Below are 14,372 nucleotides of genomic sequence, written 5' to 3' on the forward strand. Positions count from 1 at the left end.
CCGTGACACCATCGGCTACGTGCTCGACATCGGCTACTCCCTCTCCCGGCGCTTCCCGGACCCCCCGCAGACCGACTACCGCTCGGCGGACGTCCACACCCTGCGCCACGACCTCTTCTGCGGCGACGTCTACCTCGCCGACACCGACAAGGACACGGAAGTGTCCACAGCCTGGGGATGGGTGCCCGTACTCGACTTCGCCTGGGCCCTCTGCGACATCGTCGAACAACTCGACCAGGACCCCCGCGGCAGCCGCTCCTCCCACAGCCAGTACGCCGAACTCGACTTCACCGAGTCCGCCGACCGCATGCTCTTCGAGCGCCGCTTCGGCTGGGTCGACATCGAGGCCGACTGGATGCCCCCCGAAGAGGAAGCCCTGACCTTCAGCCACCGCCTCCTGCGCCGCGAGGCCCGCGACTTCCTCCACGACCTCATCGCCGACCTCATCGACATGCACGAGGGCCTCGCCGACAACCCGGTCATCTGGACCCTCCAGTCCCGCTTCCCCCGCGTCCCCGCCTGACCCACCCCACCCCGCACCGACGCCCGCCGCACCGCGAGGAGAAGCCCCATGCTGCTGCGCAACGTCACCCCGGACGACATCGACGCCTACGTCCGGATGCGGTGCGACCCGGTCATGATGGCCGACCTCGGCGGCCCCCAGCCGCCCGAGGACATGCCGGCCAAGGTCCGGCGGGACGCCGAACAGGCCGCATCCGACCTGGCCTGGATCAAGATGATCGTCCCCGACCCGGCCACCCCCGACGTGGTGGCCGGAACCGTCACCCTCTGGTCCCACGACACCGCCGACGGACCCGCCTCCGAGATCGGCTGGATGGTCCTGCCCGAACACCAAGGCCGCGGACTGGGCAAACACGCCGTCCGCACCCTCCTGGAACAAGCCCGCGACGCCCACCGCTGGGGAGTCGTCCACGCCTACCCCGCCACCGGCAACGCCGCCTCGAACGGCATCTGCCGCTCAGTCGGCTTTCGCTTCGTCGCACGGACCCGGACGCCCTTCGCCGGACGGATGTTCACCACCAACCACTGGTCCGTGAACCCCGCGACCGACCTCCCCTGACAAACCGCCCCCCCTACCCCACCACCCGCACCCCCAGCTGCGCCGCCAACGCCGGAGCCAGATCGGACAACTGCGACGGGCTGATCACCGCCCCGGCCAGCGACTCCACCCCGCGCGCCACCCCCAGCTCCACGGCACCCCGCAGATCCACATCCGTCAGCCGCGCCCCCGCCACATCCACCCCCCGCAACACACAGTCCCGGAACTCCACCCGCTCCAGCACCGCACCCCCGAAATCCGGCTCCACCAGCACGCACCCCTCGAACACCACATCCCGCAGCCGCGCCTGCCGCAGATTCAAATAGTCGATCTTCCCGCCGCGCACCAGCACCCGCTCCAGCACCGCCCCGTGCAGCTGCACCCCGCCCAGCCGGGCCTCCGCCACCTCCACATCCCGCAACGAAGCCCCCGACAGGTCCACCCCCACCCCCCGGACACCCTCCAGCACCGAATCCAGGACCCGCGCCTTCGCCAGCCCGGCCCCGTCCAGCCCGCACCGCCGCAGCGCACAGTCCATGAACCGCGCCCCCACCGCCTCCTGCCCCGCCAGATCCAGATCGGCGAACTCCAGCCCGTCGTAATCCCCGTCCGGCTCCAGCCCACCGCCCTCCCACGCCACCAACCCCGGCAGCCGCACCTCCGCCCGCCGAGCCGCCTTCACCGTCTGCCCACCACTCCGACCCCTGCGCACCATGCCCCCATCGTCACCCACGGCACTGACAACCCGACCGCCCTTGACCTCGACCCCGCACCCGCGCCACCACCGGCAAGGTCGTCCCCCAACCCTGGAAAACCGACGCCCCCACACCCCGGCCCGCATCGGACAACCAGCCTGCAACCCACCCCGGAAACCCGACACCCGGCACCTGGACACCCCTCCGGCACCCCGTGTACCAACTCCCCCATGACGATCAACGGCGGTATCTCCTTCTGGTACGCGACCGACACCACCGCCCCCCAGCCACCCCGCGCCCCCCTCACCACCGACGCCGCCGCCGACGTGGTCATCGTCGGCGGCGGCTACACCGGACTGTGGACCGCCTACTACCTCAAGCGCACCGCCCCCGACCTCCGCGTCACCGTCCTGGAGCAGAAGTTCTGCGGCTACGGCGCCTCCGGCCGCAACGGCGGCTGGCTCTACAACGGCATCGCCGGCCGCGACCGCTACGCCAAGCTCCACGGCCACGAGGCCGCCCTCCGCCTCCAGCACGCCATGAACGACACCGTCACCGAAGTCATCGACGTCGCCGCCGAGGAAGACATCGACGCCGACATCCACCGCGGCGGCGTCCTCGAAGTCGCCCGCACCCCCGCCCAGCTCACCCGCCTCAAGGCCTTCCACACCGCCGAACTCTCCTTCGGCGAGACCGACCGCGAACTGTACGACGCCACCGCGACCCGCAACCGCATCGACGTCGCCGGCGCCGTCGGCTCCAGCTGGACCCCGCACGGCGCCCGCGTCCACCCCCTCAAACTCCTCCGCGGCCTCGCCACCGCCTGCGAACGCCTCGGCGTCGTCATCCACGAGTCCACCCCCGTCACGGAACTCGCCCCCCGCCGCGCCGTCACCCCCTACGGCACCGTCCGCGCCCCGTACGTCCTGCGCTGCACCGAGGGCTTCACCGCCGCCCTCAAGGGCCACAAGCGCACCTGGCTCCCCATGAACTCCTCGATGATCGTCACGGCGCCCCTCCCGCCCTCGGTCTGGTCCCAGCTCAACTGGACCGACGCCCCGCTCCTCGGCGACATGGCCCACGCCTACATGTACGCCCAGCGCACCGCCGACGACCGCATCGCCATCGGCGGCCGCGGCGTCCCCTACCGCTTCGGCTCCCGCACGGACAACGACGGCCGCACCCAGCCGGCCACGGTCAACGCCCTGCGCGACCTCCTCTTCACCTTCTTCCCGGTCCTCACCGGCACCGAGATCACCCACGCCTGGTCAGGCGTGCTCGGCGTCCCCCGCGACTGGTGCGCCACCGTCACCCTCGACGCCACGACGGGCCTCGGCTGGGCGGGCGGCTACGTCGGCTCGGGCGTGGCCACCGCCAACCTCGCCGCCCGCACCCTGCGCGACCTGGTCCTGGGCGAATCCACCCCCCTGACCGCCCTCCCCTGGGTCCACCACCGCGTACGCCGCTGGGAACCGGAACCCTTCCGCTGGATCGGCGTCCACGCCCTGTACGCCGCGTACCGCGAGGCGGACCGCCACGAAACGACCACCCACACCCCGACGACAGCCCCCCTGGCCCGCCTGGCCAACCGCGTCTCGGGCCGCAGCTGAGGCACGCAAAAGGCCCCGGGTGATCAACCCGGGGCCTTCCGCCTCTGTGCGAATTCCCTCGACCAGATACCCTCTGACCTGGGACGGAGCCGCCTGTCGGAATCGAACCGACGACCTGGAGCTTACAAGGCAACCGCTCTGCCAACTGAGCTAAGGCGGCAAAGGAACCACCCGCAGGACCATCGCGCGTGGAGCCGCCATCACTTTACACAGCCCCGGAATCCCCGAGCCATCACATTGACCGGGCCGCGTAACCACTCACGCACGTGTTCGTTGACCGTACTGGTGTGCCGTTCTGGAGAACCGCTCCACCCCGTCCCCACCTCACAATCCGCCCCGTCAGATTGCTGACAGAACCCCCCGCACCGGGTAGCGTCGGGCGGAGTCCTGAATATTGGACTAGACCTTCCACTCGGATCGTCCGGCACGTTCCTGCCGGTAGAAGGGATGCATCACCATGGCTTCTGTCACCTTCGACAAGGCGACCCGCCTCTACCCCGGCGGCGACAAGCCCGCCGTCGACCAGCTGGAGCTGGAGATCGAGGACGGCGAGTTCCTCGTCCTCGTCGGACCCTCCGGCTGCGGCAAGTCCACCTCGCTGCGCATGCTCGCCGGCCTGGAGGACGTCAACGGCGGCGCCATCCGCATCGGGGACCGCGACGTCACGCACCTGCCGCCCAAGGACCGGGACATCGCGATGGTGTTCCAGAACTACGCGCTCTACCCGCACATGACCGTCGCCGACAACATGGGCTTCGCGCTCAAGATCGCCGGCGAGGACAAGGCCACCATCCGCCGCAAGGTGGAGGAGGCGGCGAAGATGCTGGACCTCACCCAGTACCTCGACCGCAAGCCCAAGGCGCTCTCCGGCGGCCAGCGCCAGCGCGTCGCCATGGGCCGGGCCATCGTGCGCAAGCCGCAGGTGTTCCTCATGGACGAGCCGCTGTCGAACCTCGACGCCAAGCTCCGCGTGTCCACCCGTACGCAGATCGCCGCGCTCCAGCGCGACCTCGGCATCACCACCGTGTACGTCACCCACGACCAGGTCGAGGCCATGACCATGGGCGACCGCGTGGCGGTGCTCAAGGACGGCCTGCTCCAGCAGGTGGACACCCCGCGCAACATGTACGACCGGCCGGCGAACCTCTTCGTCGCCGGGTTCATCGGCTCGCCGGCCATGAACCTGGTCGAGGTGCCGATCACCGACGGCGGCGTGAAGTTCGGGGACAGCGTGGTGCCGGTGTCGCGCGACGCGCTGTCGGCGGCCGCCGACGCGGGCGACAAGACCGTCACCGTCGGCGTGCGCCCCGAGCACTTCGACCTCGGCGAGAGCGGCGGTCTGACGATCACCGTGAACGTCGTCGAGGAGCTGGGCGCCGACGGCTACGTCTACGGCAGCCGCGAGGGGCAGGACATCGTGGTCCGCGTGGGCGGCCGGCAGGTGCCCGAGAAGGGTTCCTCGCTGCACGTCGTGCCGCGCCCCGACGAGATCCACGTGTTCTCCACGTCGACCGGGGCACGCCTCTCCGACTGAGGCACGGCAGGCACCCGCTGGAGGGGCGTTCCGTCAAGGGGCGCCCCTCCGGCGGCAGTTGCGGGTGGCGTTGGCCACGAAGCCCGCCAGCCCGGGCCATTCGGCCGTACGCGTCAACCCGTAATTCGAAAAGCCGCGTCGAACCATCCCCCGACCGGGTGACCGAATGTCGCCAATTACCCACCGAGCGCTACTCTCGCCCTCGTGACCCACACTGCCCGCCGAATCGGCCGTTCCCTCGCCCTGGTCCTGCCCGTCGTCCTGGTCCTGTCCGGGACCCTCGCGGTCACCATGGTCCCCTGGGCGGACAACTCCCCGTCCCAGATCCTGACCGCCTCCGCCGAGGACGTGTCCGTCCCCGCGAAGCCGCGCGCCGCTCAGGACGTGCTGCGCGACAAGCTGCTGAGCGAGCTGCAGCAGGGAGAGAACCCGGGCGTCGTGCTCGGGCACCTGCAGGAGCAGGTGAACGGGCGGCCGTCGCTCGCCGAGCACTGCATGGGCATCGCCCGCGCGCTCGGCCGGGCCGCCGTCGAGGCGTACGGGCCGACGAAGGCGCAGTCCTACTCCCGTCCGGTGTGCGACACCTCGTACGCGTCCGGGGTCGCCTCGATGGGCTGACGCCCGTCGTGCCGCCCCGGCCGGGACGGTGGCCGTCCCTACGCTGGCGGCCATGACCGACGCCCCTCCCTCCACTGCATCCTCCACCGACCGCGCGGCCGTGTTCCCGGCCCCGCCCGTCCAGGCCGTCGTCCTGGCGGGGGGCCAGGGTTCGCGGCTGCGGCCGTACACGGACGACCGGCCGAAGCCGATGGTCGAGATCCCGGGGACGGGGCTGCCGATCATCGGGCACCAGTTGGCCTGGCTGGCGGCGGAGGGGGTCACCGATGCGGTCGTCTCCTGCGGGCACCTCGCGGAGGTGCTCCAGGAGTGGCTGGCGGGGGCGGAGCTGCCGTTGCGGGTGACGACGGTGGTGGAGCCGGAGCCGCTGGGGCGCGGGGGCGGGCTGAAGTATGCGGCCCGGCGGCTGCCTTACCCCGACCGGTCCTGGTACGCGACCAACGGGGATGTATGGACGCGTTTCCCGCTGCGGGAGATGGCGGCGTTCCATGCCGAGCGGGGGGCGACGGCGACGCTGGCGCTGGCGCGGCCGCGGATTCCGTGGGGGGTGGTGGAGACGAACGAGTTCGGGCAGGTGCTGGACTTCGTCGAGGCGCCGCCGTCGCCCTATCCGGTCAACGCCGGGGTGTACGTGTTCGCGCCCGGATTCGCGGCGCTGCTGCCGGATTTGGGGGACCACGAGCGGACCACGTTCCCGCGTCTGGCGCGGGAGCGGCGGCTGGCGGGGTTCCCGCTGCCGCAGGGGGCCTACTGGCGGGCGATCGACACGGCGAAGGACCTGGCGGAGGCGGCGCGGGAGTTGGCGGCCTACGGCGTCGTCTGAGGCTTTTCCTGCGCCTGTTGGCCGTTGCGTGCGCCGGAGCGGGATCCGGGGATCGTTCTGTTCTCCGGACGGAAACATTCTTCCGGTCGTGCGGCCGGCGCGAGGACACCCAGCGGGCGGACGGCTTCAACGGGGCGACCGCCCTGTTCGGGCTGGGCCGTGCCGCCGAGGCCCGTCCGCCGGCCGCGGCCGGTCATGGCGACTGCCCGGAGGCCTTCGGCGCGGACCATCCCCGCACCACGCACGCCCGGTCGCTGCTCGACCGTATCGGCGGCGCCTGACGGGGTCGGACACGGGGGAAGGGCCCGGCGCGCTGTTGGTTCGCGTGCCGGGCCCTTCGTGTCGGTCGCCGTGGTCAGCCGAGGAGGCCGCCGACGAGGCCGGGCTTCTTGGCGGTGGTGTCGCCGCTGCCGCCGGCCCGGCTGCCGGAGGAGCTGGCCGGGGACTTCTGCGGGCTGGACTGCCTGGGGGCGGTGCTGCGCGGGCTCTGGCCGCTGCTGCCCTTGGTGGCGCTGGGGGCTCCGGAGCCGGTGCCGGTGCTCTGGGTGGGGGCTCCGCTGCCGGTGCGGCCGGACTTGGCGGCAGGTGTGGAGGGGGAGGCCGACGCGGAGGGCGAGGGCTGCTTGGAGGGCTGCTGCTGCTTGGCCGGTCCGGTCCGCTGGGCGGGGGTCTGGGGCAGCGGGCTGCCGGGGAGGTAGTTGCTCGGGGCCTGGCCGGGGCCGGGCACGGTGACGACGGTGCTGGAGCGGACGGCGCCGCCGAGGACGGAGCCGATGATGAGGGTGAGTCCGCAGACGACGGTGGCCATGACGGTTCCGCGGCGCAGGACGCGGCGGCGGAGCTGCCACATCTCGGAGCGGGGGCCGAGGGTGCGCCAGGCCTCGCCGGCGAGGCGTCCGTCGAGGGAGTAGACGGGGGCGCCGGCGATGACGAGCGGGCTCCAGGCGGCCAGGTAGATGATGTCGGGGGCGTCGTAGGCGGGGACGGTCTTCCAGCTGACGGTCATCAGCAGGGCGGCGGAGAGCAGGGCGCCGATGCAGGCGGCGAAGCGCTGCCAGAGGCCGAAGACGGTGAGGACGCCGACGATCACCTGGAGGAAGGCGACGCTGAGTCCGGCGCCGACCGGGTGGGCGAGGGCGAAGTCGCGGAGGGGTTCGGCCAGGGCCCAGGGGTGCAGGGTGTGCAGCCAGGTGACCATGGAGCCGCGTTCGCCGCCGTCGAAGTAGACGGGGTCGCAGAGTTTGCCCATGCCGGCGTAGATGGAGATGAAGCCGAGGAAGACGCGCAGCGGGAGCAGCACGACGCCGAGGTTCATCCGGCGGCCGGGGTAGTAGGAGGCCTGGGCACGGTTGTCGGCGGGGCGCCGGAGCTCGGTGCCGGGGCCGCCGGGGTGGGGGGACTGGTGGTCGTAGGGCTCGTACGGCTCGTACGGCTCGTAGGGCTGGCGCGGCTGGTCGGGTACGGCGCCCAGCGGGCGGGTCTCGTCGGCGTGGTTGCGCTGGCCGATGACGGTGGGGGTGGCGAGGGTGTCCTCGGTGAGGTCGCGCGCGAGGTCCACCCGGGGGATGGTCTGGGTGGTGCCGGCGTCGTAGTCGTCGTGGCCGCGTCCGGCTTCCCGTACGGCCTGGAGGAGTCCACCCGTGGCCGCGGCGTCGCCGCCGGGGGCGGTCTTGCCGCTCCAGACGACGGGGGCGCGGCGGCGGGTGGCCCCGGCGGCCGCGACGGCTCCGGCGGCCAGGACCGGTGCGCGGCCGGGGCCGGGGGCATTCGCGGGCTTGGAACGCGCGCTCGGGCTCGGTGCGAGCCGCACGCGGAAGCTGGCGTGGTTGACGATGACCTGTGCGGGGTCGCACGGCACCTTGACCATGCTCAGCGCGGGCTGGTCGTCGAACCCTGACGTTCTGGTGTCCACACTCATCTAACCGAGTGATCAGTGTTTAGGACACTGCCTTGACAGCAGGGATCTGTCCGAGACCCGTCAAGATCAAGTCGCCCCGCCCGGAAGGGGCGGGGCGACACGCTCACGGGTCATGTTCCGTGGGCCGAGTGGATCAAGGCCGGGCCGGGTGCGGGACCCGTACGGCCGACGGCTCAGACGCGGCCGCGGGTGGCGCGGCGGCGGGCGGCCTCGTAGAGGACGACGCCCGCGGCGACACCGGCGTTGAGGGACTCGGCGCCGCCGGGCATGGGGATGCGGACGAGGTAGTCGCAGTTCTCGCCGACGAGGCGGCCGAGGCCCTTGCCCTCGGAGCCGACGACGATGACGACGGGGCCGCCGAGGGCCTCGAGGTCCTGGACCTCGTGCGTGCCCTCCGCGGCGAGGCCGACGACGGTGATGCCGGCCTTCTTGTACTCCTGCAGGGCGCGGGTGAGGTTGGTGACGCGGGAGACCGGGGTGCGGGCGGCGGTGCCGGCGGAGGTCTTCCAGGCGCCGGCGGTCATGCCGGCGGCGCGGCGCTCGGGGATGACCACGCCGTGGCCGCCGAAGGCGGAGACGGAGCGGACGATGGCGCCGAGGTTGCGGGGGTCTGTGACGCCGTCGAGGGCGACGATGAGGGGGTCCTCGCCGTTGTCGTAGGCGGCGTCGGTGAGGTCCTCGGGGTGCGCGTACTCGTACGGCGGGACCTGGAGGACGAGGCCCTGGTGGTTGAGCCCGTTGGTCATGCGGTCGAGCTCGGGGCGCGGGGCTTCCATCAGGTTGATGTTGCCGCGCTCGCCGGCGAGCTTGAGGGCGTCGCGGACGCGCTCGTCGTTGTCGATGAACTGCTGCACGTAGAGGGTGGTGGCGGGGACGCCGTCGCGCAGGGCCTCGAAGACGGAGTTGCGGCCGACGACCATCTCGCTGCTGCCCTTGGGGCCGCCGCGGCGGGGGGCGGGGCGGCGCTTGGCGGCCTGGCGGGCCATGGCGTTGGCGATGCGGTTCGCCTTGTGCTTCTTGCGGTCCTCGGCCTTGGGCGTGGGGCCCTTGCCTTCCAGGCCCCTGCGTCGCTGGCCACCGCTGCCGACCGTCGCGCCCTTCTTGTTGGACGTGCGGCGGTTCCTGCGCTGGCTGTTCCCGGCCATGACCTCTACCTGTTTTCGTTCGTGCTGCGATATGTACGTATGAAGAGTGTGCCGCCCGGAAGGCCGAGCGGCACAACGGCGCTGGTCCGAGCGGGTCCGGACCGGCTGCGGACCGGGCCCGATCGGGTCGGATCAGCGTGCGCCGAGCATCCAGCGGGGGCCGGTCGGGCTGTCCTCGATCACCAGGCCGGACTGCTGGAGCTGGTCGCGGATGGCGTCGGCGGTCGCCCAGTCCTTGCGGGCCCGGGCGGACTCGCGCTGGTCCAGGACGAGGCGTACGAGGGTGTCGACGGCGCCGTGCAGTTCCTCGCCGCGGTCGGTCTCGCCGGCCCACTGGGGGTCGAGCGGGTCCAGGCCGAGGACGCCGAGCATGGCCCGTACCTCGGCCAGGCGGGCGATGGCCGCGTCCTTGTCGTCGGCGGCGAGGGCGCTGTTGCCCTGGCGGACGGTGGTGTGGACGATGGCGAGGGCCTGCGGGACGCCCAGGTCGTCGTCCATGGCCTCGGCGAAGGCCGGCGGCACCTCGGCGGCGGCCTCGACGGGCCCGCCCGCCTTCTCGACGACGCGCTGGCAGAAGCCCTCGATGCGCGCGAAGGCGGACTCGGCCTCGCGCAGCGCCTCCTCGCTGTACTCGATCATCGAGCGGTAGTGCGGGGTGCCGAGGTAGTAGCGCAGGACGATCGGACGCCACTGCTTGACCATCTCGGAGACGAGCACCGAGTTGCCGAGGGACTTGGACATCTTCTCGCCGGACATGGTGACCCAGGCGTTGTGCACCCAGAAGTTCGCGAACTCGTCGCCGAAGGCCTTGGCCTGGGCGATCTCGTTCTCGTGGTGCGGGAAGATCAGGTCCAGGCCGCCGCCGTGGATGTCGAAGGCCGAGCCGAGGTACTTGTGGGCCATGGCGGAGCACTCGAGGTGCCAGCCGGGGCGGCCGCGGCCCCAGGGGGTCTCCCAGGAGGGCTCGCCGGGCTTGGCGGCCTTCCACATGGCGAAGTCGCGGGAGTCGCGCTTGCCGGTCTCGCCCTCGCCGGAGGGCTGGAGGAGGTTGTCGAGCTCCTGGTTCGACAGCTCCAGGTAGCCGGGGAAGGAGCGGACGTCGAAGTAGACGTTGCCGTCGGCCTCGTAGGCGTGGCCGCGCTCGATGAGGCCGCGCATCATCTCGACCATCTCGGTGACGTGGCCGGTGGCGCGGGGCTCGTAGGTGGGCGGCAGGCAGCCGAGGGCGGTGTAGCCGTCGTTGAAGGCGCGCTCGTTCTCGTAGCCGATGGACCACCAGGGGCGGCCCTGGTCGGCCGACTTGGTGATGATCTTGTCGTCGATGTCGGTGACGTTGCGGATGAAGGTCACGTCGTAGCCGCGGTAGGCGAACCAGCGGCGCATCATGTCGAAGTTGAGGCCGGAACGGATGTGCCCGATGTGCGGCGCCGCCTGAACGGTGGCACCGCACAGGTAGATCGAGACGCAGCCCGGGACGAGCGGGGTGAAGTCGCGGATCTGCCGGGCGCTGGTGTCGTACAGGCGAATAGTCACGGCATCCAGGGTAGTGCGCCTGCGGGAGTGCCCCGCGACTGTTTGAGGTCGCGGGGACGCTTTGTTGCCGAAGAGGTGACATCGGTCATCGGCGGCCTGACATCCGTAACGCCAGGCTTGCGGGCGTACCTCGTGCTCAGTCCCGGTTCGTGCGGTACACGAGTGCCGTGGCGATGGCGGCGAGGCCCTCGGCGCGGCCGGTGAGGCCGAGTCCGTCGGTCGTCGTGCCGGAGACGGAGACGGGGGCGCCCGCCGCCGCGGCGAGCGCCTTCTGTGCTTCTTCGCGCCGCTTTCCGATCTTCGGGCGTACTCCGATCACCTGGATCGCGATGTTGCCGATCTCGAAGCCCTCGGCGCGGACGATGCGGGCGGCCTCGGTCAGCAGGGTGGCGCCGGAGGCGCCGGACCACTCGGGGCGGGAGGTGCCGAAGTGCGCGCCGAGGTCGCCGACGCCCGCGGCGGAGAAGAGGGCGTCACAGGCGGCGTGGGCGGCGACGTCGCCGTCGGAGTGCCCGGCGAGGCCGTCCTCTCCCTCCCACAGCAGGCCGGCGCACCACAGTTCGCGGCCGGTCTCGAAGGCGTGGACGTCGGTGCCGATGCCGACGAGCGGCATCGGCGGGACCGCGGCGGGGCCGGTGGCGGGATCAGTAGGCATCGGTGGCCCTCCTGCGGGCGAGTACGGCCTCGGCGAGGACCAGGTCGAGGGGGCGGGTGACCTTGAAGGCCTCCTCGTGGCCGGGGACGACCACGACGGTGACCCCGGTGCGCTCCACCATCCCGGCGTCGTCGGTGGCGCCCTCGCCGGCGACGGCGATGGTGTCGTGCGCGTGGAGGAGGGTCTTGAGGTCGAAGCCCTGCGGGGTCTGCACGGCGCGCAGCCGGGCGCGATCGGGGGTACCGAGGACGGGTTCGGGCTCGCCGGGCGCGCCGGGCTCGACCTCCTTGACGGTGTCGGCCAGCGGCAGGGCGGGGACGACGGCGGGGGCGCCGTCGCGGACGGCCTCGACGACGGAGTCCACGGTCTCGACGGGGACCAGGGGGCGGGCCGCGTCGTGGATGAGGACGGAGGTGATGTCGTCCGGGAGGGCGTCCAGGCCCGCGCGCACGGACTCCTGGCGGGTGTCGCCGCCGGGGACGACGAGGAGGTCGGTCCGGTCGGGCAGTGGGTACTCGTCGAGGAGGTGGCGGACCTCGGTGGTCTCGGCGGGCGGGGCGACGACCACGACGAGAGACACCGCGCGGGAGCGGGCCATGGCGCGGACGGCGTGGACCAGCATGGGCGTCCCACCGAGGGCCCGCAGGGCCTTGGGGGCGCCGGGGCCGAGGCGTACCCCGCGGCCGGCGGCCGGGATCACCGCGGCAGTGCGGTGGGGACGGGATTCGTCAGACATCAGTAGCTCCGAGCCAGGTTTGTGACTTCGGCCGACATGGGTATGGCCTCAAGGGTGCCGGGTGCGACGCCCTCGCCCCTTCCGTGACCACCGGTCGAGCCGGCTGCCCGGACCCGGCACGCCAGGTGCGGGACGTCGAGGGGGATGCGGTGGATGCGGACGCGGATGACGCGGATGACGCGGATGCGGACGCGGATGACGCGGATGCGGACGCACACATGCCGCAGCGCCCGGCAACGGCCCCCTCGCGAGCGAGAGGGCCTGTCATCGGGCACCGCGGCACACTGTGATCGGTTCGAGCGTCAGGACGCGAGAACCTCGTCGAGGAGGGCCTCGGCCTTGTCCTCGTTCGTGTTTTCAGCGAGCGCGAGCTCGCTCACCAGAATCTGACGCGCCTTCGCGAGCATCCGCTTCTCACCAGCGGAAAGCCCACGCTCACGCTCACGACGCCACAGGTCGCGCACCACTTCGGCGACCTTGATGACATCGCCCGAAGCGAGCTTCTCCAGATTTGCCTTGTAGCGACGGGACCAGTTCGTGGGCTCTTCTGCGTACGGTGCGCGGAGCACCTCGAAGACCCGGTCCAGCCCGTCCTGGCCGACTACGTCGCGAACGCCGACGAACTCCGCATTGTCCGCAGGCACACGAACCGTCAGGTCGCCCTGGGCGACCTTGAGCACCAAGTAGGTCTTGTCCACGCCTTTGATCTGGCGAGTTTCGATGGCCTCGATCAGCGCGGCCCCGTGATGGGGATAGACCACGGTGTCGCCAACCTTGAACGTCATGTGACAGGTACCCCTTCCGTGGCTATCCAGGGTAACACGAGAACTGAGTGTTATGAATGGCGTTTTCGCAGGTCAGGGCACATCTCGGGGCTTGACAACAGCGACACGAACGTGCTGCGGAAGGCTTCCGGAGGGGGGTATTCGCAGGTCGGAGGCGCTGTGCGGACCGGGCGAAACGACCACGTTACACCTGGCGGGTGCACCCACCAGTGTGACGTACGTCCCGTTTTGCCGGGTTCCATGACAGGAAACCGAAGTACTCCGTTCGACTGGCGGCCGCCCGTACGGAGCGGGTTCCGGCCCAATCCGGAATTGATCACGGACCGGTGTTCGGGGGAATGCCTGAATTCGATCACCGGGGGGCCCTCCGGAGCGATACCGGAATGCAAGATCGCGCACGCCCGCGGCGCGGTGCGCGCACAGCGGAGGGTCGGGTGCGGGGGCAGGGTGGCGGCTCGGTAACCTAAGCCCGCTGACACACCCTTAGGGCGGCTTTACCTCGGCCGCTCCGAGAGCCCACCGTCCCGTCCGTACGTCCAAGGAGTTGCCGCCGCCGTGAGCCGCAGCCTTCGACGCGGCGCCCTCGCCGCTTCCGCCGTAGTGTTCTCGCTCGCCTCGCTTGCCGCGTGCGGCGCGGGCAACGACGCGCAGACTCTCCAGATCAAGCCGGACAACGCCGCCGTCACCAAGGGCGACATCAAGATCCAGAACGCCCTGGTGCTGACCAAGGGCGACAAGGAGAAGAAGGGCCCGGCCTCCGTCTCGGCGACCGTCTTCAACGCCGGCACCAAGGACCAGACCCTGGACGCGATCACCCTGGAGGGTGGCAAGTCCAAGGTGACCCTGAAGGGCGCCGAGGGCTCCGGCAAGATCACCGTGCCCGCCGGCGGCTCCGTGGTGATCGGCGGCAAGGGCAACGCCTCCGCCGTCGTCGACGGCGGCCGCGAGGCCGTCCAGAACGGCAACGTCCAGGCGGTCACCTTCCAGCTCAGCGACGCCGGTGACGTGAAGCTGGACGCCTACGTCGTCCCGGCCGCCGGCATGTACGCGGGCTACGGCCCGACGGAGGCCCCGGCCGCAGGCGCCACCCCGGCCCCCTCGGGCTCGGCCGCCGCCCCGTCCGGCAGCCCCTCCGCCGGCCCCTCCGGTTCGCCGTCCACCGGCGCCACCCCGTCGGGCGCCGCGTCCGGCAGCCCGTCGGGCGCCGCCTCGCCGTCGCACAGCGCCGGCCACTGACGCGGAACCACGCCGCCAGGTACG

At 71.7% G+C, this 14,372-nt stretch carries 15 protein-coding genes and 1 tRNA gene; 8 read left to right on the top strand and 8 right to left on the bottom strand.

The annotated features are described in order from the left end of the window. Nucleotides 1-19: 19 nt before the first annotated feature. Both ACFY15_RS24640 and ACFY15_RS24645 read left to right on the top strand, forming a co-directional pair. Nucleotides 20-523 (top strand): hypothetical protein, encoded by a 504-nt coding sequence (locus tag ACFY15_RS24640; RefSeq protein ID WP_042809468.1) that lies wholly within the window; start codon nucleotides 20-22, stop codon nucleotides 521-523. Nucleotides 524-571: 48 nt separating this feature from the next. Next, complete coding sequence (locus tag ACFY15_RS24645; RefSeq protein WP_390687932.1) at nucleotides 572-1,081, top strand: GNAT family N-acetyltransferase; 510 nt, start codon at nucleotides 572-574, stop codon at nucleotides 1,079-1,081. 13 nt (nucleotides 1,082-1,094) lie between these two features. Here ACFY15_RS24645 and ACFY15_RS24650 read toward each other — a convergent pair whose 3' ends face one another. Beyond that, entirely contained in the window at nucleotides 1,095-1,775 is a 681-nt protein-coding gene (locus ACFY15_RS24650) for a pentapeptide repeat-containing protein (RefSeq protein WP_390687933.1), read from the bottom strand. 210 nt (nucleotides 1,776-1,985) lie between these two features. On the opposite strand from ACFY15_RS24650, the gene ACFY15_RS24655 reads away from it, so the two are divergent. Then, nucleotides 1,986-3,365, top strand: a complete 1,380-nt coding sequence (locus ACFY15_RS24655) for an NAD(P)/FAD-dependent oxidoreductase (RefSeq protein WP_390687934.1) — start codon at nucleotides 1,986-1,988, stop codon at nucleotides 3,363-3,365. 87 nt (nucleotides 3,366-3,452) lie between these two features. Here ACFY15_RS24655 and ACFY15_RS24660 read toward each other — a convergent pair. After that, nucleotides 3,453-3,525: transfer RNA gene (locus ACFY15_RS24660), tRNA-Thr, on the bottom strand. A gap of 297 nt (nucleotides 3,526-3,822) precedes the next feature. On the opposite strand from ACFY15_RS24660, the gene ACFY15_RS24665 reads away from it, so the two are divergent. The 4 genes from ACFY15_RS24665 to ACFY15_RS24680 all read left to right on the top strand — a co-directional run bounded on the left by ACFY15_RS24665 (nucleotide 3,823) and on the right by ACFY15_RS24680 (nucleotide 6,621). Next, nucleotides 3,823-4,899 carry an ABC transporter ATP-binding protein gene (locus ACFY15_RS24665; RefSeq protein WP_390687935.1) on the top strand — a complete coding sequence of 359 codons (1,077 nt, stop codon included), beginning with the start codon at nucleotides 3,823-3,825 and terminating at the stop codon, nucleotides 4,897-4,899. A gap of 204 nt (nucleotides 4,900-5,103) precedes the next feature. Then, nucleotides 5,104-5,517, top strand: coding sequence for a hypothetical protein (locus ACFY15_RS24670; protein WP_042816721.1), 414 nt, complete (start codon nucleotides 5,104-5,106; stop codon nucleotides 5,515-5,517). A 52-nt stretch (nucleotides 5,518-5,569) separates the two neighbouring features. Next, complete coding sequence (locus ACFY15_RS24675; RefSeq protein WP_390687936.1) at nucleotides 5,570-6,340, top strand: NDP-sugar synthase; 771 nt, start codon at nucleotides 5,570-5,572, stop codon at nucleotides 6,338-6,340. Nucleotides 6,341-6,357: 17 nt separating this feature from the next. Further along, entirely contained in the window at nucleotides 6,358-6,621 is a 264-nt protein-coding gene (locus ACFY15_RS24680) for a hypothetical protein (protein ID WP_390826068.1), read from the top strand. A gap of 74 nt (nucleotides 6,622-6,695) precedes the next feature. Here the strand turns inward: ACFY15_RS24680 and ACFY15_RS24685 are convergent, their stop codons facing one another. From ACFY15_RS24685 to ACFY15_RS24710, 6 genes are all read right to left on the bottom strand, one after another. Beyond that, on the bottom strand, nucleotides 6,696-8,258 hold the full coding sequence (locus ACFY15_RS24685) for a DoxX family protein (protein ID WP_390826069.1): 1,563 nt from the start codon (nucleotides 8,256-8,258) through the stop codon (nucleotides 6,696-6,698). A gap of 173 nt (nucleotides 8,259-8,431) precedes the next feature. Then, on the bottom strand, nucleotides 8,432-9,403 hold the full coding sequence (gene rlmB, locus ACFY15_RS24690; RefSeq protein WP_390687938.1) for a 23S rRNA (guanosine(2251)-2'-O)-methyltransferase RlmB: 972 nt from the start codon (nucleotides 9,401-9,403) through the stop codon (nucleotides 8,432-8,434). 132 nt (nucleotides 9,404-9,535) lie between these two features. Continuing rightward, nucleotides 9,536-10,936: a cysteine--tRNA ligase gene (gene cysS / locus ACFY15_RS24695; RefSeq protein WP_390687939.1), complete on the bottom strand. Its 1,401-nt coding sequence runs from the start codon at nucleotides 10,934-10,936 to the stop codon at nucleotides 9,536-9,538. Nucleotides 10,937-11,072: 136 nt separating this feature from the next. Next, on the bottom strand, nucleotides 11,073-11,591 hold the full coding sequence (gene ispF, locus ACFY15_RS24700) for a 2-C-methyl-D-erythritol 2,4-cyclodiphosphate synthase (RefSeq protein WP_390687940.1): 519 nt from the start codon (nucleotides 11,589-11,591) through the stop codon (nucleotides 11,073-11,075). Then, the gene (gene ispD, locus ACFY15_RS24705; RefSeq protein ID WP_390687941.1) at nucleotides 11,581-12,327 is read right to left on the bottom strand and encodes a 2-C-methyl-D-erythritol 4-phosphate cytidylyltransferase; all 747 of its coding nucleotides are present in this window, start codon (nucleotides 12,325-12,327) and stop codon (nucleotides 11,581-11,583) included. The genes ispF and ispD overlap by 11 nt, the downstream gene beginning before the upstream one ends. A gap of 302 nt (nucleotides 12,328-12,629) precedes the next feature. Then, nucleotides 12,630-13,112 carry a CarD family transcriptional regulator gene (locus ACFY15_RS24710; RefSeq protein WP_003953493.1) on the bottom strand — a complete coding sequence of 161 codons (483 nt, stop codon included), beginning with the start codon at nucleotides 13,110-13,112 and terminating at the stop codon, nucleotides 12,630-12,632. 555 nt (nucleotides 13,113-13,667) lie between these two features. Between ACFY15_RS24710 and ACFY15_RS24715 the strand changes: the two genes are divergently transcribed. Next, entirely contained in the window at nucleotides 13,668-14,348 is a 681-nt protein-coding gene (locus ACFY15_RS24715) for a DUF461 domain-containing protein (protein ID WP_390687942.1), read from the top strand. Nucleotides 14,349-14,372 lie beyond the last annotated feature (24 nt).

This window comes from Streptomyces sp. NPDC001373, assembly GCF_042895815.1.
Classification (GTDB): Bacteria; Actinomycetota; Actinomycetes; order Streptomycetales; family Streptomycetaceae; genus Streptomyces.